Consider the following 19,888-nt stretch of genomic DNA (forward strand, 5'->3'; position numbering starts at 1 on the left):
TCCAGCCTCTGGCCGCACTATATAAACAGATCACCCTCAAGGTACGCTCATGCGCTTTTCCAACGACTTTCTCGACGAGATCCGTGACCGGGTGCCGATTTCGGCGCTGATCGGTTCGCGCGTCGCGTGGGATCGGAAGAAAACCAATGTCTCGCGCGGCGATTACTGGGCCTGCTGCCCCTTTCATGGGGAAAAGAGCCCGTCCTTTCACTGCGAGGACCGCAAGGGCCGCTATCATTGCTTCGGCTGCGGGGTGTCGGGCGATCACTTTCGCTTTCTGACCGATCTCGAGGGCCTGAGCTTTCCCGAGGCGGTGGAGCGTGTGGCCGACATGGCGGGCGTGCCCATGCCCAAGGTGGACCCGCGCGCCGCCGCCCGCGCCGAGGAGCGCACCGGCCTGCTGGACGTCATGGAAATGGCCACGCAGTTCTTTCAGGACCAGTTGCAATCGGCCAATGGCGCCAAGGCGCGGGCTTATCTGAGGGAGCGCGGGCTTTCCGGCCGCACCATAGAGACCTTCCGGCTGGGCTATGCACCGGAGGGCCGCAATATTCTCAAGGAATATCTGGCGGGCAAGGGCGTGCCGAAGGACCAGATCGAGGCCTGTGGCCTTGTGGTGCACGGGCCGGATATTCCGGTCTCCTATGACCGGTTTCGCGACCGGATCATGTTTCCCATTCTCAGCAGCCGCGACAAGGTGATTGCCTTTGGCGGGCGCGCCATGTCGCCGGATGCGCCGGCGAAATATTTGAACTCCAACGAAACCGAACTTTTCCACAAGGGGCAGGTGCTCTACAACTTCTCCCGCGCCCGGCGCGCCCTGCAGGGAGCGGATGGCGTGGCCACGCTGATTGCCGTGGAAGGCTATATGGATGTGATTGCCCTTTATCAGGCGGGCATTGAAAATGCCGTGGCCCCGCTCGGCACGGCGCTGACGGAAAACCAGCTGGACCTGATGTGGAAGGTAACCGCGCAGCCGGTGTTGTGCTTCGATGGCGATGGCGCTGGCCAGCGCGCGGCTTTCCGGGCTGTGGATCTGGCGCTGCCGCATCTGAAACCTGGCAAGAGCGTGCGTTTTGCCATGCTGCCGGATGGCAAGGACCCGGACGATCTCGTCAAACAGGACGGGCGCGCGCCCTTCGACAGGGTGATGGCCGAGGCGCGTTCGCTGGATGACATGGTCTGGGCCAAGGAAGTGGGGCAGGGCAGTTTCGCCACACCGGAGCAACGGGCCGAGCTTGAGGCGCGGCTGAAGCAGGTGGTGACGGTGATTGCCGACGAAAATGTCCGCCGCCACTACCAGCAGAATGTTCGTGACCGGCTCTATGCCTTTTTCCAGACGCAGGGCGGCCAGCGCGCGGGGCGGGGAAATTTCGAACGTGGCGGGGCAAGAAGCGGTGGGCGGGGCGGCGGCCCGCAGGCGGCGTCGCGGGCGGGGGCTGCGGTGTCCGACCGGCTGGCGCGTTCCGGCCTCGTTAACCGGCAGGCGTCGCAGCCGACGCTGCGGGAAAGCGTGCTGGCGCTCACCATCGTCAACCATCCGGAATTGCTGCAGGAAGATTATGACGAAATCTCCGTCATCGATTTCGACAATCGCGAGCTTCAGCGGCTCTGGCCGGCGCTATTGACGGCGGTGGCGGAGGCGGGCTCCCAGTTGAACCGGGAGGAACTGTCCGAACGGCTGCAGGCGGCAGGCTTTGCCGATCTCGTCAAGGCGCTGGACCAGCAGATCCGCAATGCGCGGCTTTGGACCGCCACCACCGTGGCCGCCTTCGAGGATGCCCGCGAAGGCTATCGACAGGCGCTGTCGCTGCACAAGCGCGCCAAGGCGCTGAGGCGGCAGAAGGCGGAGCTGGAGCGCGACATGGCCGAGGCGGTGGAGGCTGGTGACGCCGAGCGTCATGACAGCGCCATGGCGGTGCTGCGTGAGGTGCAGACCGAAATCGTGCGCATGGAAAATCAGGAAGCGATCATCGATGGTTTCGGCGTCATGTCGGGCCGGGTGAAGGGGCCTGCCTATGGTCATGGCAACTGAAGCGTGTGTTTGTTGGGGTGGACCTTTTTGGCTTGCCCCTTGTTTGACGCCGGATTGCTCCTACATCTTGACGGAAAGCCGAGGGAAGGGCGATTGAAACGGCAGTCGTCAAAGTTGGACAATCGGCAGTGTATTGAGGACCGGAAATCGTTTTTCCGCGATTTCAACAGGCTCCAGAGCTATTAACGCTTGACGTGGGCCGAAATTGTGGGAATCACGATTTCAAGCAGAAATGGGTGACGAAGGTGGCCAGGTCTCGCCTGTGCGATCCCGTTGCCTATTTGTGTGAAAGCGCCGCACTCGGCGGGAGCCATCGTGGTTAATCGGGAATTAAACATCACTCCGTTACAGCAATTCGAGATGAGGTGCGCCGCGGTTTTCCCAGCGGATTGTCAAGGCAGCATCGATTTTACGTTTTTTGCCGCCAAGGCGGGTAAAAGCGATCAAGCTCATCAGCAGTGATTCGCAGCGGGCGGATCGGGGCGGGCCTGCCCTCGGTCTGACATGCAGCGGAAAATGGAAGCGCCAGAGAAAGCGACGAGATACATGGCAACCAAGGTCAAAGAGAACGACGAAGCTGAGAACGAACGCGATGGCGCTCCGGACGGCCCGCTTCTCGATCTTTCGGATGACGCCGTCAAAAAAATGATCAAGGCCGCCAAGAAGCGCGGCTATGTCACGATGGACGAGCTGAACTCGGTTCTGCCCTCGGAGGAAGTCACCTCCGAGCAGATCGAGGATACCATGGCCATGCTCTCGGACATGGGCATCAACGTCATCGAGGATGAGGAAGCCGAGGACGCCAACGCCGAGGAAGGCGAGGCCGAGGAGGAGGGCGAATCCGAAGGCGGCGAACTGGCGACCACCAGCGGCACGGCGCTGGCCGCCACCAAGCGCAAGGAGCCGACCGACCGGACCGATGATCCGGTGCGCATGTATCTGCGCGAAATGGGTTCGGTGGAGCTTCTGTCCCGCGAGGGCGAAATCGCCATCGCCAAGCGCATCGAGGCCGGCCGCGAAACCATGATCGCCGGGCTCTGCGAAAGCCCGCTGACCTTCCAGGCGCTGATCATCTGGCGTGACGAACTGAACGAAGGCACGACGCTGCTGCGCGAGATCATCGATCTCGAAACCACCTATTCCGGCCCCGAGGCCAAGGCTGCCCCGCAGTTCCAGAGCCCGGAAAAGATCGAGGCCGACCGCAAGGCCGCCGAGGAAAAGGAAAAGGAAAAGGCAAGCCGCCGTGGCCGCGCCCCGATGGGCGAGGACGACATCACCGATGTCGGCGACATGCCCATGCCGGAAGAAGAGGAAGAGGACGAGGACGAATCCAACCTGTCGCTGGCCGCCATGGAAGCGGAACTGCGCCCGCAGGTCATGGAAACGCTGGACCTCATTGCCGACACCTACAAGAAGCTGCGCAAGCTGCAGGACCAGCAGGTGGAAGCCCGCCTTGCCTGCGCCGGTACGCTGTCTTCCGGTCAGGAGCGCCGCTACAAGGAGCTGAAGGATCAGTTGATCACGGCGGTAAAGTCGCTGTCGCTCAACCAGAACCGTATCGACGCCCTTGTCGAGCAGCTCTACGACATTTCCAAGCGCCTCATGCAGAATGAGGGCCGCCTGCTGCGTCTGGCCGAAAGCTATGGCGTGAAGCGCGACGACTTCCTGACGCAATATCAGGGGGCCGAGCTTGATCCGAACTGGATGAAGTCCATTGCCAATCTGGCCGGTCGCGGCTGGAAGGATTTCGCCCGCGAGGAAAACAGCCGCATTCGCGAAATCCGGCAGGAAATCCAGAATCTCGCCACGGAAACCGGCATTTCCATCACGGAATTCCGCCGAATCGTTTCCATGGTGCAGAAGGGTGAGCGCGAAGCCCGCATCGCCAAGAAGGAAATGGTCGAGGCCAATCTGCGTCTCGTCATCTCCATTGCCAAGAAGTACACCAATCGTGGCCTTCAGTTCCTCGATCTTATCCAGGAAGGCAATATCGGCCTGATGAAGGCGGTCGATAAGTTCGAATATCGCCGTGGCTACAAGTTCTCCACCTATGCGACATGGTGGATCCGGCAGGCGATTACCCGATCCATCGCCGACCAGGCGCGCACGATCCGTATTCCGGTGCATATGATCGAAACGATCAACAAGATCGTTCGCACATCGCGCCAGATGCTGCATGAAATCGGTCGCGAACCGACGCCGGAAGAACTGGCTGAAAAGCTGGCCATGCCGCTGGAAAAGGTACGCAAGGTTCTGAAGATCGCCAAGGAGCCGATCTCGCTCGAAACCCCTGTGGGCGACGAGGAAGATTCGCATCTCGGCGATTTCATCGAGGACAAGAACGCGCTTCTGCCCATCGATGCCGCCATTCAGGCCAACCTGCGCGAGACCACGACCCGCGTTCTCGCCTCGCTCACGCCGCGTGAAGAGCGCGTGCTGCGCATGCGCTTCGGCATCGGCATGAACACCGACCACACCCTGGAAGAAGTAGGCCAGCAGTTCTCGGTGACGCGCGAACGTATCCGCCAGATCGAGGCCAAGGCCCTGCGCAAGCTCAAGCATCCCAGCCGCTCGCGCAAGCTGCGCAGCTTCCTGGATAGCTGATCTTTCAAGCTCAACAAAAAACCCGGCGGTGACGCCGGGTTTTTTGTTGGAAGGAACAGTTATTTTTAAACCTGAACCGTATCCGTATAGGCCTTCAGCGCCGTGCTGCTATCGGTCGTGCTGCTGCTCGCACTGTCGCTGGAGGCGGAGTAGAGCGAAAGCTCGGCGATGGAGGATGGCACATCGGCGGCGGAACTGGTTTCCACCGAGGGCGGCGGCGGTGGCGGCGGTGGCGGTTCCTTCGGCGGCGGCGGGGGTGGCGTGCGGTCTACCGTGGAAGCGGAAGAGGCGCTGGTGGCGCTGACACTGGTCATCACGATCTCCTGGTGCATTTCAAGGGCGGTTCTCGCTCATCCCTTTTGAAATGCTTTAAGCCATGGCCTCGGCGTCATGCGTCGGTGCTGGCCGCAGGCAGAGCGCCCTCATGGCTCTGCCGGGTGGGAGAGGGTTTCGTCTCTCTGTGCTCCACTTTGACGGGTAAATTTAAGAAAAGCCTGAGAGAAATATTTCTGATTTTAGTTATGTGGAAAAATTATTGGTACCATCGATCCAAATCGGCTCAGTGAGAGCGCTTTTCGATCTGAATGATACAGGCCGGAGCGCTAAACTTCTCTTTTTGAAGCATAATTTTGTCTACTCTCGATTCACGCCGGTCGTATCATGGTGTGATATCTGCATTTTGCTTTGGCACGGCGTCCCCCGGCGTGTATGGATCGGACCATGGCAGATCTGGCACAATTGCCGCCGCGGCGGCGGGCATGGTTCTTCTGGGGGCTTGGCGCTTCGCTCCTGCTGCATGCGCTTTTCGTTCTGCCGCTGTTGATCCATCCTCCCAAGCCTGCCCAGGATCCTTCGAAGGAGGAGAGTATTTCCGTTTCGCTTGTGCCGCCTGAGGAGAAGAAGAAAGAGCCGGAAAAGCCGGTAGATTTCGATTTCAAGGTCAGTGAAAAACCGGAAAAGCCGAAACCCGCCCCTGCAAAGCCTGAGGCGGCAAAACCCGCTGAACCAAAGCCGCCAGCGCCAAAGCCCGCAGCCGCAAAGCCGCAAGCCGCAGCCGCGCCGCAAGCCTTCGAATCCGCTGCCCGCGATGAACAGGCGGAAAAGAGCGAGGAGACGCCAAGCCAGTCCCAGAGCGACACCGAAAAACCGGGTGAGGGGATGGCGAGCGAGGCAACAAAGGGTCAGGCCGCCGCCGGGCTGCCGGACCGGCAGACCCCGCCGCAGCCGCCTGCCTTGCCGCAGGATGTGAAGCCCCCCGAAGCCTCGCTGCCGCCGCAGGCGACGGCTTCGCCGAATACGGCGCAAACCGGCGGCGGCATTGTTACCGAGCAGCGGTTTTCCGTGTCCGAAGAGGGCAGCGATGTTCCGCCCGTACCGCAGGCCAAACCGGCGCCACAGGCAGGTGGACAGAAAGCCCCGGCCCTGAAACCGGCAAAGCGCGTCTATTCCAAGGATATGCTGTCGGACCCGCATGTGCGCGAAGCCCTCGGCAAGCTGCCGCCGCAGCGCCGCATCGTGCAGATTTGCAGCATCGAGATGCTGGAGCAGATCCGCCGCTCGGTGCCGGGCTCCTTTCCGGATGTGATTACCGGATCGCCCGGCACGCAGGAAAAGATCAGCGCCCGGCTGATGGATGTTCAAGGTGCTGCCTATCGCAGCCAGGGCCGCTGGTTCGATATCAGCTATCGCTGCGAGACGGATGAAAAGACCAGCACGATTACCGCTTTCAGCTTCCAGATCGGTGCGGAAATTCCGCGATCCGCCTGGCAAGCCCGCCGCCTGCCGACGCATTGACGCTTTTCATACCAAGGCTCGAAGATGCTTACACATCCTCGCCTTGAAGAGATTTCGAATATCTCAAATGCATAAGGGGCTTGAGATATTCGAAAAGGGAATACGGTGAGTCATCTTCAATGACCCTTCGTATCACTCGATGATCAGCGATGCCGCAATAAAGACCATCAGCAGGGCAATCGCGGCGTCCAGAATGCGCCAGGAGATGGGCCGGGCAAAGAGCGGTGTCAGCAGCCTTGCGCCATAGGCGAGCGTGAAGAAGAACAGAAAGGAAGCGGTCATCGCGCCAGCGGCAAAGGCAGGCTTGCGGCCTTCGAACTGCGATGCGATAGAGCCGATCAGCAACACCGTATCCAGATAGACATGCGGGTTGAGAAAGGTGAGCGCCAGACAGGTGATGAGCACCGCCTTCAGGCTTTGCGCCTCGCCATCGGTCACGGTCAGCGCCTCGGCCTTTCCGAAGGCGGCGAGAGCATGCTTCAACCCGTAATAGACGAGAAACACGGCGCCGCCATAGCGCAAGAGAGGCTCCAGAAGCGGCAGCGCCCTGGTCAACGTGTCCAGCATGCCCACGCCGAGGCTGATCAAGAGCGCATCGGAAAGCCCGCAGAAAACTGCGACCGCAAACACATGCTGCCGCTGCAGGCCTTGCCGCAGCACGAAGGCATTTTGAGCGCCGATGGCCAGGATCAGGCTGAGGCTTAGGGAAAATCCGCTGAGGAAGGCTGTTTGCATGAAAAGGCTCCACCGTGTGGGGCTTTGACTAGCAAACGCATTCGGATTAGAAAAATGAATAAATTTTATCTTGTATAAGAGATTCGAATGGCGCTGGATGGCGAACAGTTGCAGACACTGGCGTCAGTGATCCGCTGCGGCAGTTTTGAAAAGGCTGGTGAGCAGCTGGGGATCACGCAATCGGCGGTCTCGCAGCGCATTCGCCAGCTTGAGCAGCGTACCGGGCTGGTGCTGGTGGTGCGCGGCCAGCCCTGCCGGGCGACAGAAGCCGGGGAACGGCTGTTTCGCCATGCCGAGGAAGTGGCGCTGATGGAGCGGGATCTCCTGGTCGATCTTGGCCGGGCTCCGCTCTCTGCCTGGCCGACGCTTCGGCTGGCGATCACTGCCGACAGTCTCGCCACATGGTTTGCCGAGGCGATGGCGGCTGTGGATGGCCTGCTGTTCGATGTCATTCTCGATGATCAGGACCATAGCGCCGAATGGCTGCGGCGCGGCGAGGTGCGGGCGGCGGTCAGCGCGCTGGCCGAGCCCGTGCATGGCTGCGATTGCCTGCCGCTCGGCGCACTGGTTTATCGCGCCACGGCAAGCCCCGCCTTTGCGCGGCGCTGGTTTGCCGATGGCGTGACTGCCGAAAGCCTGAGCCGCGCCCCCTGCCTGACCTTCAATGCCAAGGATGGTTTGCAGGCGAGTTGGCTTCGCCAGGTGACGGGCCGCGCCTTGCAGCCGCCCACTCACTGGCTGCCTGCCTCGCAGGCCTTTCTGGATGGTGCGCGCCTCGGCCTCGGTTGGGGCATGAACCCTGAAAAACTGGCCGCACCGCTGATTGCTTCCGGCGCTCTCATCGATCTGCGCCCCGAGGCACCGCTGGCCGTTCCGCTTTACTGGCATTGGAGCCGGTCGATGTCGAAGACGCTGGCGCCGGTGACCGGGGCCGTTCTCAAAGCGGCGCGTGCGACTTTAAGTTTTGTTTAAACATGGCACGAAAAAGTTATGAGAGAAGAAGAATGCGCTAATATTTGAGGGGTAATCTGTCCCTCAGCCCTGTGTTGGGAGAAGCAAAGACCGGAGCCGCTGAGGTTCAGCATTGGCATGACGGTCGGCCATGCACATTGGGGGGACGGATGAAGGGTATTGTCTTTACGGAATTTCTGCAATTCGTCGGCGACGTCTGGGACGAGGACATGGCCGACGATCTTATCGAGGCGTCAAACCTGCCGAGCGGCGGCGCCTATACCTCCGTGGGCACTTATGATCATCGGGAGATGGTCAGCCTGATCTCCGCGCTTTCCGCCCGCACCGACATGTCGCTGGAGGATCTGCTGTTTCGCTTCGGCGAGCATCTGGCCGGGCGTTTTGCCGCCCTTTTTCCGGTGTTCTTCGAGCGCGTGCCGAGCCTTTTCGACTTCCTGGACAGTATTGACGCGCATATCCATGTGGAAGTGCTGAAGCTTTACCCCGATGCCGAACTGCCGCGTTTCGAAACCCTTGAGCGACATCGTGACCGGATGAGCATGCTTTACACCTCAACCCGCCACATGGAGGCGCTGGCCGTCGGCCTCATCCATGGTGCCGCCCGGCATTTCGGGGTGGAGGTGGCGGTGGCGGCGCGGGCCGAGGGGCCGCAATCGACTGTGCTCGATATCGGATTGTCGAGGTGATGGCGAAATGACCGACGACGACAAGCAGGCCCGCATCGAAAGATTGACGCGGCGGCTGGAGCGGGAGCGCCGGGCGCGGCAGGAAGCCGAGGCCCTGCTGGAGGAGCGTGCCCGCGAACTCTATCTGGCCAATACCGAGCTTGCACATCTGGCCAGCGCGCTGGAAAAACGCGTGGAGGAACGCACCCAGGAACTGGTGATGGAGCGGGAGCGCGCCATGGCGCTGGCGCAGCAGGATCAGCTGACCGGCATTGCCAACCGCCGCAGTTTCACCTCCTTTCTCTCCGCTGCCTGCCGCAAGGCCTGGGCGCATAATGGCCGTGTCTCCGTCTTTCTGCTGGATGTCGATGACTTCAAGCGCATCAACGATGTCAGCGGCCATGAGGCGGGGGATGCGGCGCTCACCGAGGTGGCGCGCCGGCTTACGCCTTTCAGCGGCACCGGCCAGGTGGCGCGGCTGGGCGGCGATGAATTCGCGCTGCTGCGCCACGATCTCAAGGATGATGCCGCGGATGCAAAACTCGCCGCGCAACTGGTCGAGTGCCTGAAAGTCCCCTTCGTCTTTGGTAGCCGCACGCTGGATATTTCCGCTTCGCTCGGCCATGCCTGCCTGCCGGATCAGGCCAACTCCTCCGCCGAACTGTTGCGTCACGCCGATATGGCGCTGTTTGCCTCGAAGAAACTTGGCCGGGGGGCTGCCACCGCCTTCAGCGACGAGTTGCGCGATGAGGCCGAGGAACGCCGCATTCTGGAGCTGGAACTGGTGCTGGCGCTGGACAGGGGCGAAATCCTGCCCTGGTATCAGCCGATCGTTGAAAGCATCAGCGGTCAGGCCAAGGGCGTGGAAGTGCTGGCCCGCTGGCACCATCCGCTGCGCGGCGTGGTGCTGCCTTCGCTGTTCCTGCCGCTGGCGGAAGACCGGCGTTTGCTGGGGCCGCTGTTCACCCAGATCCTGCAGCGCGCCTGCACGGAACTCGGACCGCTGATCAAGGCCGGCCGCCTTTCCTATGTGTCGGTCAATGTCTCGCCCAGCCAGTTCCGCTCCGGCGGATTGTCTGCGCTCATTCAGGTGGTGCTGGAGCAGACAGGCTTTCCGCCGCATGCGCTGGTGGTGGAAATCACCGAGGACATGATCATGGCCGATATGAGCCGTGCCGCCCGCGAACTCGATGAACTGGCGCGGCTTGGCGTGCGCGTGGCGCTGGATGATTTCGGCACCGGCTATTCGAATATCGCCTCCCTCAGCCGCCTGCCGATCAACTGGCTGAAACTGGACCGCAGCCTGATCGCCTCGATCAGCAACGGCCATGTGGAACAGGCCATTGTCCGGGCGGTGCTGGATATGGCCAGGGCGCTCAAGATCGACGTGGTGGCGGAAGGCATTGAAACGGCTGCCCAGGCGGCCTGGCTGACAAAGGCTGGCTGCATGCGGCATCAGGGCTTTTATTATGGCCGTCCTGCGCCGCTTGCGGTGTTGCAGTCCAGCCTTGCGGATGAGCCACCGGCAAGAACCGGCAAAGCTTGATGTTTTTCCGCTTTCCGCCCATGTCTCTGATGCGCTCATCACAGACAGGAGGCACTCTTCATGCCACAGAAAATCATCACGCTGACGACGCGGGGGCAGGGCCTCTATGAATTCACGCGCGAAGTGGAGGCTTTTGTTGCGGAGGCCGGGCAGGAAGAGGGGCTGCTGACGCTCTTCGTGCGGCATACCTCCGCCTCTCTGGTCATTCAGGAAAATGCCGATCCGGATGTGAAGCGCGATCTCATGGAGTTTTTCCGCCGTCTCGTGCCGCCCACCACCGCGCCCTCCATGGATTGGGTGGTGCACCGTCAGGAGGGGCCGGATGACATGCCGGCGCATATCAAATCGGCGCTGACGCAGGTTTCCCTGTCTGTCCCCGTGGCCGATGGCAGGCCCATGCTGGGCACCTGGCAGGGAATTTATCTTTTTGAACATCGCGACAGCCCGCATAGGCGGCAGGTGGTCATGCATCTTTCCTAAAGCGCGAATATTTCACCGCTGAGATGAAAATCCGCGTAAATCATGCCTTCTCTGGGTTGAAAATACTGAATCCCCGCTGAATGCGCGGTTCCGTTTGCGTTCACACCAACTCTCTTACATTGCCCTCCATCGCCACAAGGGCGGCGCTGGAAACGATGAAATGCATCCGGTTTTCCTCCTGCCCGAGGTGACAGACAATCTCCCGCGCGCAACGAGCGTGAGGGCTGCACTCCAAGGAGGAATGCAATGAAGAGCATGTTGGCAAAAGCGGTTCTGGTCGGTCTTGCGGGCCTGACGCTGACCGGTGCGGGCCTTGCCCCTGCAAGGGCTGGCGATGTGAGCATCGGCTTTTCCGTCGGGTCCGATGAACCTGCCCTGGCTCAGGTCTGGGGCGATGATTACGATCGTTACGACCCGCCGCCGCCCCCGCCGCGCTGGCAGCGTTACGATCCGCCGCCGCCCCGTTGGGATGGGCCGCCGCGCCGGGATCGCGGCATGGTCATCGAAGGCTTCTGCAACCCCGGCCAGGCCATGGAAAAAGCCCGCTGGCAGGGATTGCGCCGCCCGAATATCGAGCGTGTTACCCCGCGCCGGGTGATCGTCGGTGGCTGGCGCTACGGTGAATATGACCGGATTGCCTTTGCCAATCGCCCGGGCTGCCCGTTTGCCCGCTAGAGCATTGTCCTGAGAAAAGTGGGAACCGGTTTGCCGTCCGGAAATGCGTAGAAACAAAATCGTCATAAAAAAACTGGCCCGCAGCGTTTCCGGGCCAGTTTTTTATGCGTTATGGGCGTGCGCAATTTCGTCATCCTCCAGCGCCATGCCCTTGGTCAGCTCCAGCGCCTGCCGTTCGAACAGGTTGCGATAAATGCCGCCCTTCAGCCGGATCAGGCTGGCATGGGTGCCTTCTTCCACCACCTTGCCATGATCGAAAACCAGCAGCCGGTCGAGGGCGCGCACGGTGGAAAGCCGATGCGCCACCACCAGCGTGGTGCGGCCCTGCATCAGCCGTTCCATCGCCTGCTGGATGAGCATTTCCGATTCCGAATCGAGGCTTGACGTTGCCTCGTCCAGAATGAGGATCGGCGCATCCGCGAGGAAGGCACGGGCAATGGCGATGCGCTGGCGCTCACCGCCGGAAAGCTTGATGCCGCGCTCGCCCACCAGTGTCTGATAGCCCTTCGGCAAGGCCTCGATGAACTCATGCGCATTGGCCAACCGGGCTGCGGTTTCGATCTCCTTCTGCGAGGCGCTGGGCCGCGCATAGGCGATGTTTTCGGCCAGCGACCGGTGAAACAGGATGGGCTCCTGCTGCACGATGGCGATCTGCCGCCGCAGGGAGGCCTGCTGCACCTCAGCCACATTTTGCCCGTCAATGGTGATCTGCCCACCCTTGATATCATGCAGCCGCTGGATCAGCTTGATGAAGGTGGTCTTGCCGGAGCCGGAATGGCCGACGAGACCCACCCGCTCGCCCGGTGCGATGGTGACGGAAAAATCCTTATAGAGCGGCTTCAGGTGGTTTCCATAATGGAAGGTCACCTTCTCGAAGGCGATCTTGCCGTCGCTCACCGTGAGCGGTCTGGCGCCGGGAACATCATCGACGCCCAGCGCCTCGTCATGGAAGGAGACAAGCTCTTCCATGTCGTTCACCGAACGCTGGATGTTGCGGATATGCTGGCCGATTTCCCTCAGATAACCCTGGAGAATGAAAAAGGACGTCAGCACCAGCGTCATGTCTCCGGCATTGGCCAGCCCCTTGGCCCAGAGCCAGAGCGCAAGACCCAGCACCGCCGCACGCAAAAGGCTGAGCAGCGCCATTTGCAGCGTGCCATTCAGTGTGCCGCGCGTCCAGGTGCGGTCTGTCCGGTCCCGCCACTTGCGCAGGAAGAAGGTCAGCCGCAGGTCTTCCCGCGCTTCTGCGCCAAAAGCCTTGACCACGGCATTGCAGGTCACGGCATCGGCCAGCGCGCCGCCGAGCCTCGTATCCCAGCCATTGGCAAGGCTTGCCATGGGCGCGACGAAACCGAGCGCCATGGCGGCGGTAAAGGCGATGAACAGCACGGAGCCCAGCCCGATCAGCAGGCCCATCAGCGGCCAGTGCCAGGCCAGAAGCGCGGTGGAGCCGATCAGCATGATCAGGGCCGGAAACAGCGCGATGAACACCGTATCGTTCAACAGGTCCAGCGCCCACATGCCGCGCGTGATCTTGCGCACGGTGGAGCCTGCGAAGCTGTTGGCATGCCACTCGCTGGAAAAACGCTGGACCCGGTAAAAGGCGTCGCTTGCAATGTCCGACATCGATTGCAGCGTGAAGCCGATAATGGTGTTGAAGCTGAAATAGCGCATGACCACGGACGTGGCCGAAAGGCTGATCAGCCAGAGGAAAGCGACGATCGCGCCATTCCAGACAGTGGCGTCCTCCGCGCGTCCTTCCACCAGCGCATTGACCAGCCGCCCGGAATAAAGCGGCGTCAGCACATCGGCCAGCGTCGACAGGAGAATATTGAAGAGAATGACAGACATCCGCCCCGGCTGGCGCTGCCAATGCAGCCAACAGAAGCGGAAAACACTGCGAAAGGCCGCGCTGCGGCGGCGTTTTATCCCGAAAGCCATGGATCATTCCGGCCAAGCCGGCTCCGTCGATCAGGAAAAACAGGATCCGCGCGTCACGGCGCGAAAGGGGTGGTCAGAAAGGTTGACTGAAAACGGCGTAAACGCCCATCAACACGAAAAACGAAAGCCTAGTGGCTTTCAGCCTCGGGGTGCGGCTGGAACCGGGGAGACAGAAAAATATGACATTCATGACCTCCCTTGTGCGCGTTGATGATGCTCGAACCATAGCCGCCGATATGGTCCGCGCAAGATGGAAAAGGGCTGCTTTGCCTCCAAAGCGACATTTCACCGCCGGACTGCGGCGATCTTGCCACAGCCATTTCCGGGTGCTTCAAAATTTCAGGTTGAAATTAAAGATTCGTACACGCTAAAAATCGAACGGGAAATGTTCCCAACACCCAGAAATGATGGATTCCAGGCTCTGGACCCCTCAAAATATATGGGATTTTAATAGGAAACGTTACGAATCATTTAGAGACTCAGGAATGTCTACAACTCCGAATTACATGCTCATCGGCATTCTTGCCATCGCCTTCAGCGCCGCCACCGTTCTGCTGCTGTCTTCGGTCTGATTTTTTCCGCCTCTTCCCGCTTTCCATCCTTTGGCGCATTGCGCATGATGGCTCCTTGAGAGTTTTTCTATCATGGAGCAGGCTCAATCATGCGCGGACCCACCATTCAGGATCTGGCGAAAGCGGCCAATGTCAGTGTCGCGACGGTGGATCGCATCCTCAATGGCCGGGCCAGGGTTCGCGAGGAAACCGTTCGCAAGGTGCAGGAGGCGGCCCATCGCCTCGGCTTTTACGGCGCCAACGCCATCCGGCAGCGGGCGCTGTCGGACCGGCCCGAATTGCATTTCGGCATTGTCCTGCAAAAGGAACGTCACCACTTCTATCAAAGCTTTGCCAGCCTGCTTCAGGAAAAGGCGAAAGCCCTGACGAACCGGCGGGTGCGCCTGACCTTGCGCTTTGCCCAGAGCACGGTGCCGCGGGATCTGGCCGATCTGCTCGCCTCCATGGCAGGGCATGTGCATGCGGTGGCGGCAACCGGTCTCGATCACCCGCATGTAACCGCCGCCGTCGCCGATCTCAAGGAGCGGGGCATTCCCACCTTCTCGCTGCTGTCGGATTTTGCTCAAGGGGTCCGGGAAAGCTATATCGGCGCCAATAATCTCAAGGTCGGCCGTACCGCCGGCTGGCTGACCGCCAGCATTGCCCGCACCCCCGGCAAGATCGGCGTTTTCATCGGCGGGCATCGGTTTCACGGCCACGAACTGCGCGAAACCGGCTTTCGCAGCTATCTGCGCGAATATGCGCCGGAATTCGAGCTTTTGAACCCGCAGGCCAATCTGGAGACGCGGCAACTGACCTATGAGGCCACCTGCGATCTTCTGGAAAAGCATCAGGATCTCGTGGCGCTTTACGTGGCGGGCGGCGGCATGGAAGGCGCGATTGCCGCCATGCGTGAGATGCGCAAGCCCGGCGAGGTGGTGCTTCTGGTCAATGAACTGACGCCGGAATCACGCCAGGCGCTGCTGGACCGCCTGGTCAGCATCGTCATGGCCACCCCGCTTTCCGAGCTCTGCGACGAGTTATTGGCCATGATGATCCACAGCGCCGAGCAGGGCATGGCGGAGACGCCGGGGCAGCGTTTTCTGCCCATCCAGCTGCTGACACCGGAAAGCATATAAGCATGATGTTTTTCTATCATCGCTCTGATGATTTTCTATCACGTTTGATTTGTTTGCGCTGAAATACACGATTGACCCCCGGCACCATTCGGGGAAAATCAGGGCTCGAAAGCGCGGTTTGCAAGGAGGGCCGCGCCTTCGATCTGGCCCTGGCTTATCCCGAAAAAACAAGAGGCCGGGATTGTTCGGCGCGGGGGCGCGCCTGATTGCAACGGAGGAGAACACCATGCGGAAAACACTTCTCGGTGCGGCCGTGGCCGTGCTGATGACCACGGCTGCCCATGCCGAAACCATTGGCGTGTCGATGGCGCTGTTCGATGACAACTTCCTGACCGTTCTGCGCGGCGGCATGCAGGATTATGCCAAGACGCTGAAGGGTGTGACGCTGCAGATCGAGGACGCGCAGAACGACGTTTCGCGCCAGCAGAGCCAGATCCAGAATTTCATCGCCGCAGGCGTGGATGCCATCATCGTCAATCCGGTGGATACCGACGCCACCGCCGCCATGTCGAAAATCGCCGCCGATGCCGGTGTGCCGCTGGTCTATGTCAACCGTCAGCCGGTCAACGTCGATGCGCTGCCGGCCAAGCAGGCCTTCGTGGCCTCCAACGAAGTGGAATCCGGCACCTTGCAGACCAAGGAAGTTTGCCGCTTGCTGGGCGGCAAGGGCAAGGCCGTGGTGATGATGGGCGAATTGTCCAACCAGGCCGCCCGCATGCGCACCAAGGATATTCACGACGTGCTGTCGACCGATGCCTGCAAGGGCATTTCCATCGTCGAGGAGCAGACCGCCAACTGGTCGCGCACGCAAGGGGCGGACCTGATGACCAACTGGCTGTCCGCCGGGGTGGAATTCGACGCCGTCATTGCCAATAACGACGAAATGGCCATTGGCGCCATTCAGTCGCTGAAGGCGGCTGGCAAGGATCTGAAGAAGGTGGTCGTTGCAGGGATTGACGCGACGGCCGATGCCCAGGCGTCGATGGCCGCAGGTGATCTCGATGTCACGGTCTTCCAGAATGCTGCCGGTCAGGGCCGAGGCTCGGTGGATGCAGCCTTGAAGCTCGCCAAGGGCGAGACCGTGGACAAGAAGGTCTATATTCCCTTCGAGCTGGTCACACCGGACAATCTGGCCAAGTACAAGAGCAAGTAAACCCGCTCGGCTTTCTCTTTTTTCACCAACGCAACAACAGGGATGGCGAACGCCCCGGCATCCCTGGCTGGCAGTTCATGCTCTTGTGGCGCTCCCCGCCCCAGGGGCCTGGCTGCCTCTTTTCCCTATTATCCCATTGTTTTTCAGGTGTTTGTCTCTTCGGGAAGACCGGCTTCCACTTTTCCCTGACAAACGCTTAGGCCGGATGCACCGGCACAGGAGCAAACCGATGAGAATAGCTATCGACCCTTTCATGCATCGCTTTCTGAGCCTTGAGGACCTGCCTCGCAAGGTGCGGGAACTGGGCTACGACTGGATCGAACTCAGCCCGCGCGGCGATTTTCTGGAGTGGTTCAAGGCGCCGCGTGTCTTTCCGGCCCGCATCAAGGCCTTCAAGCAGGCTTTGGCGGCGGAGAATGTGAAGATCGCTTCCTTGTTGCCCATGTATCGCTGGGCCTCCAATGACGAGACTGAGCGCAAGGCCGCGGTCAAGCATTGGAAGCGGGCCATTGAAATCTGCGTCGAACTCGAAGTCGATACGATGAATTCCGAATTTGGCCGGGGTCCGCATCCTGACAAGGGGTCCTGCTATTGCTGCCATACCGGCTCGATGATCGAGGCCTGCGAGGATGCCTGGTGGCGCTCCATGGAGGAACTGGTGCCGGTCTTCGAGCGCGAGGGTATCCAGCTCAATGTCGAGCCGCATCCGGAGGACTGGTGCGAGACGCTGCAACCGGCGCTGGACATTATCCGCACGGTGAATTCGAAGAATGTGAAATTCCTCTATTGCGCGCCGCATACCTTTTATTTCGGCGATGACACCAAGGCCATGCTGCGGGAGGCGAAGGATGTGCTGGCGCATGTGCATGTGGGGGATACCTTCAATCACAAGGCGTCTTCCGGCCTTCGCTATATCCTGAACCCGCCTGGCACGCAGGCGCGCGTGCACCAGCATCTCAATATCGGCCAGGGCGAGGTGCCGTGGGACGATTTCTTCGGCACGCTGGCCGAGATCGGCTTCGACGGCATCATGACGGCCTGCGTTTTCGCCTGGGAAGACAAGGCCGATGAAAGCGGTCGTTTCATGCGCGCCGAGATGCAGCGCTACATCGATACATACTGGAAGTGAGGTTTGACATGACTGTGAGAATTGGTGTGATTGGCACCGGTGCCATTGGCCGCGACCATGCGCGCCGCATTGAAAAAGTGCTGCAGGGCGGCCGTATCGTGGCGTTGTCGGATGTGAATGCGGCTTCCGCCGAGGCGGTGCGCGCCGATATCGCCCCCGATGCCAGGGTTTTCGCCAGTGGCGAGGAGTTGATTGCCGCGCCGGAGGTGGATGCCGTTCTGGTCACCTCCTGGGGCGCAACCCATGAGCAATATGTGCTGGCGGCGCTGAAGGCAGGCAAGCCCTGCTTCTGCGAAAAGCCGCTGGCCACCACCGCCGAAGGCGCAAAGCGCATTGTCGATGCCGAGGTGGCGCTTGGCAGCCGTCTGGTGCAAGTCGGCTTCATGCGTCGCTACGATGCCGGTTACGTGGCGCTGAAGAAGGTGGTGGACAGTGAGATCGGCGCGCCTCTCATGGTGCATGCGGCCCATCGTAACCCTACCGTGCCGGAACAATACGTCACGCCGATGGCCATCCACGATACGCTGATCCACGAGATCGACGTGCTGCGCTGGCTGCTGAACGACGAGTATGTGTCGGCGCAGGTGGTGTTCCCGCGCGTCTCCAGCCATAGTCACTCCCAATTGCGCGATCCGCAGATCATTCTTCTGGAAACGAAGAAGGGCGTGCGCATCGATGTCGAGGTCTTCGTCAATTGCCGCTACGGCTACGACATTCAGTGCCAGGTGGTGGGCGAGGAGGGGCTCGCCAACCTGCCGGAACCGATGAGCATCGTCATGCGCAAGGATGCCCGGCAGCAGAACGCCATTCTGACAGACTGGAAAGACCGCTTCATCGCCTCCTATGACGTGGAATTGCAGGATTTTCTCAAGGCTGCCGCCAATGGCACGGCGAGCGGCCCGTCCTCCTGGGATGGCTATGTCGCCGCCATCTCTTCCGACGCCTGCGTCAAGGCGCAGGAAACCGGTGAAATCGTGCCGATTTCGCTGCCCGAGCGCCCGGCGCTCTACAACTGATCAGGTTCTCCTATGAAATTGAAATTCGCTCTCAATCATATCACTGCACCGAAGCTTTCACTTGAGGAGTTTATTGCGCTTGCCGCCAGGCTCGGCATTCGCGACATCGAGATCCGCAACGATCTTCCCAATGAGCTGAGCCAGTTGAAACCGCAGGAGGTGAAGGCGATTGCCGCGGCGCATGGCGTCACCATCATCTCCATCAATGCGCTTTATCCCTTCAACGTCTGGTCCGGCGACCTGCCGGAACGGGCGCTGGCCATGGCGGATTACGCGGAAAAAAGCGGCGCGAAGGCGCTGGTCATGTGCCCGCTGAACGAGGGCCGGCCAGTGGCGTTCAAGGATCTCGTCCAGGCGCTTTCGGCAATGAAACCCATTCTCGAAGATCGTGGCCTGACGGGTCTTGTCGAGCCGCTCGGTTTTCCCGTCTCTTCGCTGCGAACGAAGGGTGAGGCGGTGAAGGCCATCGATGAAGCGGGCGGCCAGTCCGTTTACAAGCTGGTTCACGATACCTTCCATCACCATCTTGCCGGCGAAACCGAATTCTTCCCTGAGAAGACGGGGCTCGTGCATATTTCCGGGGTCGTCGATCCGGCGGTCCGTGTCGATGCCATGCTCGATTCCCACCGCGTGCTGGTGGACAAGGCGGACCGGCTGGAAAACATCGCCCAGATCAAGGCTCTGCTGGCGGCAGGGTTCGAAGGCCCTTATTCCTTCGAACCCTTTGCCGAGGAGGTGCATGCGCTGGCCGATCCGCTGACGGCAGTCGGCGAGAGCATGGCCTATATCCGCAGCGCATGAGGGTGACCGTTTCACCGGACAGGGACGGTGATCCGGGAACTTCCCGCTGATCCACAGGTTGGAGAAAGGCACCGGTCAACCGGCCGGTGCCTTTCAGGAGGATCGACATGGCCAATCCCAGCGACAAGGACCCGGCGGAAGGCTCCCGCGAAACCGTGGACAAGGAGCTGAAGCGGCAGGACGACAAGAAGAAGGACGAGGCCGGATCAAACCATGAGCCGGGAAAGCCCCGGCCCATGTAGATGCCGTTTAGGGTCAAAACTCAATCAGGATGGGTGTTCTGCAAGGCGCATTTTGTGTCTGAGTAGGAGGAAAGGTGAAGGAAATGCCGATCATTTTCAAACCTTTCCGACGCCCGCAGACGCAAAATACGCCTTGCCCGAAGGGTTGAACGGGATGGGCCGACTGATTGCGAACAATGCTCGACAAGGCCTCAAGGCCTTGCCTTGTGCTTGTTCGCTGCCATTCAATCCCATCCCGTTCAACAGAACACCCATCCTGATTGAGTTTTGACCCTAGAGCGCCGATCTGAGTGAATCACAGTACACGACGCTACGGTTCTACGTGTGGTTTACCCCCCTCTGTCCTGCCGGACATCTCCCCCTCAAGGGGGGAGATCGGCAAAATGAAGGCCCTGTTTAAATTCTGGAAA

At 60.6% G+C, this 19,888-nt stretch carries 17 protein-coding genes; 14 read left to right on the forward strand and 3 right to left on the reverse strand.

Features of this window, described 5'->3' with window-relative positions; all coding sequences use genetic code 11:
* Positions 1–49 precede the first annotated feature (49 nt).
* Positions 50–2,035: a DNA primase gene (dnaG, locus tag QO005_RS04405; RefSeq protein WP_307156770.1), complete on the forward strand. Its 1,986-nt coding sequence runs from the start codon at positions 50–52 to the stop codon at positions 2,033–2,035.
* 546 nt (positions 2,036–2,581) lie between these two features.
* Complete coding sequence (gene rpoD, locus QO005_RS04410; RefSeq protein ID WP_307156771.1) at positions 2,582–4,639, forward strand: RNA polymerase sigma factor RpoD; 2,058 nt, start codon at positions 2,582–2,584, stop codon at positions 4,637–4,639.
* Positions 4,640–4,704: 65 nt separating this feature from the next.
* On the opposite strand, the gene QO005_RS04415 is transcribed toward rpoD, so the two are convergent.
* Positions 4,705–4,953, reverse strand: coding sequence for a hypothetical protein (locus tag QO005_RS04415; protein ID WP_307156772.1), 249 nt, complete (start codon positions 4,951–4,953; stop codon positions 4,705–4,707).
* A 406-nt stretch (positions 4,954–5,359) separates the two neighbouring features.
* Here QO005_RS04415 and QO005_RS04420 point away from each other — a divergent pair, with 406 nt between their 5' ends.
* Complete coding sequence (locus QO005_RS04420) at positions 5,360–6,433, forward strand: DUF930 domain-containing protein (RefSeq protein WP_307156773.1); 1,074 nt, start codon at positions 5,360–5,362, stop codon at positions 6,431–6,433.
* 132 nt (positions 6,434–6,565) lie between these two features.
* On the opposite strand, the gene QO005_RS04425 is transcribed toward QO005_RS04420, so the two are convergent.
* A complete protein-coding gene (locus QO005_RS04425; protein WP_307156774.1) occupies positions 6,566–7,168 on the reverse strand; it encodes a LysE/ArgO family amino acid transporter in 603 nt (200 codons plus the stop codon).
* An 87-nt stretch (positions 7,169–7,255) separates the two neighbouring features.
* On the opposite strand from QO005_RS04425, the gene QO005_RS04430 reads away from it, so the two are divergent.
* The 5 genes from QO005_RS04430 to QO005_RS04450 all read left to right on the forward strand — a co-directional run bounded on the left by QO005_RS04430 (position 7,256) and on the right by QO005_RS04450 (position 11,506).
* Entirely contained in the window at positions 7,256–8,140 is an 885-nt protein-coding gene (locus QO005_RS04430) for a LysR family transcriptional regulator ArgP (RefSeq protein ID WP_307156775.1), read from the forward strand.
* Between the two features lie 149 nt (positions 8,141–8,289).
* Positions 8,290–8,826 (forward strand): heme NO-binding domain-containing protein, encoded by a 537-nt coding sequence (locus QO005_RS04435; protein WP_307156776.1) that lies wholly within the window; start codon positions 8,290–8,292, stop codon positions 8,824–8,826.
* A 7-nt stretch (positions 8,827–8,833) separates the two neighbouring features.
* Complete coding sequence (locus QO005_RS04440; protein ID WP_307156777.1) at positions 8,834–10,351, forward strand: putative bifunctional diguanylate cyclase/phosphodiesterase; 1,518 nt, start codon at positions 8,834–8,836, stop codon at positions 10,349–10,351.
* 60 nt (positions 10,352–10,411) lie between these two features.
* Entirely contained in the window at positions 10,412–10,831 is a 420-nt protein-coding gene (locus QO005_RS04445) for a secondary thiamine-phosphate synthase enzyme YjbQ (protein ID WP_307156778.1), read from the forward strand.
* 246 nt (positions 10,832–11,077) lie between these two features.
* Complete coding sequence (locus QO005_RS04450) at positions 11,078–11,506, forward strand: hypothetical protein (RefSeq protein ID WP_307156779.1); 429 nt, start codon at positions 11,078–11,080, stop codon at positions 11,504–11,506.
* A gap of 102 nt (positions 11,507–11,608) precedes the next feature.
* On the opposite strand, the gene QO005_RS04455 is transcribed toward QO005_RS04450, so the two are convergent.
* A complete protein-coding gene (locus QO005_RS04455; protein ID WP_307156780.1) occupies positions 11,609–13,447 on the reverse strand; it encodes an ABC transporter ATP-binding protein in 1,839 nt (612 codons plus the stop codon).
* A 661-nt stretch (positions 13,448–14,108) separates the two neighbouring features.
* Here QO005_RS04455 and QO005_RS04460 point away from each other — a divergent pair.
* The 6 genes from QO005_RS04460 (at position 14,109) to QO005_RS04485 (ending at position 19,478) form a co-directional block, all read left to right on the forward strand.
* Positions 14,109–15,137 (forward strand): LacI family DNA-binding transcriptional regulator, encoded by a 1,029-nt coding sequence (locus QO005_RS04460; RefSeq protein WP_307156781.1) that lies wholly within the window; start codon positions 14,109–14,111, stop codon positions 15,135–15,137.
* Between the two features lie 226 nt (positions 15,138–15,363).
* Positions 15,364–16,290, forward strand: a complete 927-nt coding sequence (locus tag QO005_RS04465; RefSeq protein ID WP_307156782.1) for a sugar ABC transporter substrate-binding protein — start codon at positions 15,364–15,366, stop codon at positions 16,288–16,290.
* Positions 16,291–16,519: 229 nt separating this feature from the next.
* Positions 16,520–17,419, forward strand: a complete 900-nt coding sequence (locus QO005_RS04470; RefSeq protein WP_307156783.1) for a sugar phosphate isomerase/epimerase family protein — start codon at positions 16,520–16,522, stop codon at positions 17,417–17,419.
* Positions 17,420–17,427: 8 nt separating this feature from the next.
* The gene (iolG, locus tag QO005_RS04475; protein ID WP_307156784.1) at positions 17,428–18,435 is read left to right on the forward strand and encodes a bifunctional inositol 2-dehydrogenase/D-chiro-inositol 1-dehydrogenase; all 1,008 of its coding nucleotides are present in this window, start codon (positions 17,428–17,430) and stop codon (positions 18,433–18,435) included.
* An 18-nt stretch (positions 18,436–18,453) separates the two neighbouring features.
* Positions 18,454–19,236 (forward strand): TIM barrel protein, encoded by a 783-nt coding sequence (locus QO005_RS04480; protein WP_307157073.1) that lies wholly within the window; start codon positions 18,454–18,456, stop codon positions 19,234–19,236.
* A 107-nt stretch (positions 19,237–19,343) separates the two neighbouring features.
* Positions 19,344–19,478 (forward strand): hypothetical protein, encoded by a 135-nt coding sequence (locus tag QO005_RS04485; protein ID WP_307156785.1) that lies wholly within the window; start codon positions 19,344–19,346, stop codon positions 19,476–19,478.
* The last annotated feature ends 410 nt before the right edge of the window (positions 19,479–19,888 follow it).

This window comes from Allorhizobium paknamense, assembly GCF_030815125.1.
Taxonomy (GTDB): domain Bacteria; phylum Pseudomonadota; class Alphaproteobacteria; order Rhizobiales; family Rhizobiaceae; genus Allorhizobium; species Allorhizobium paknamense.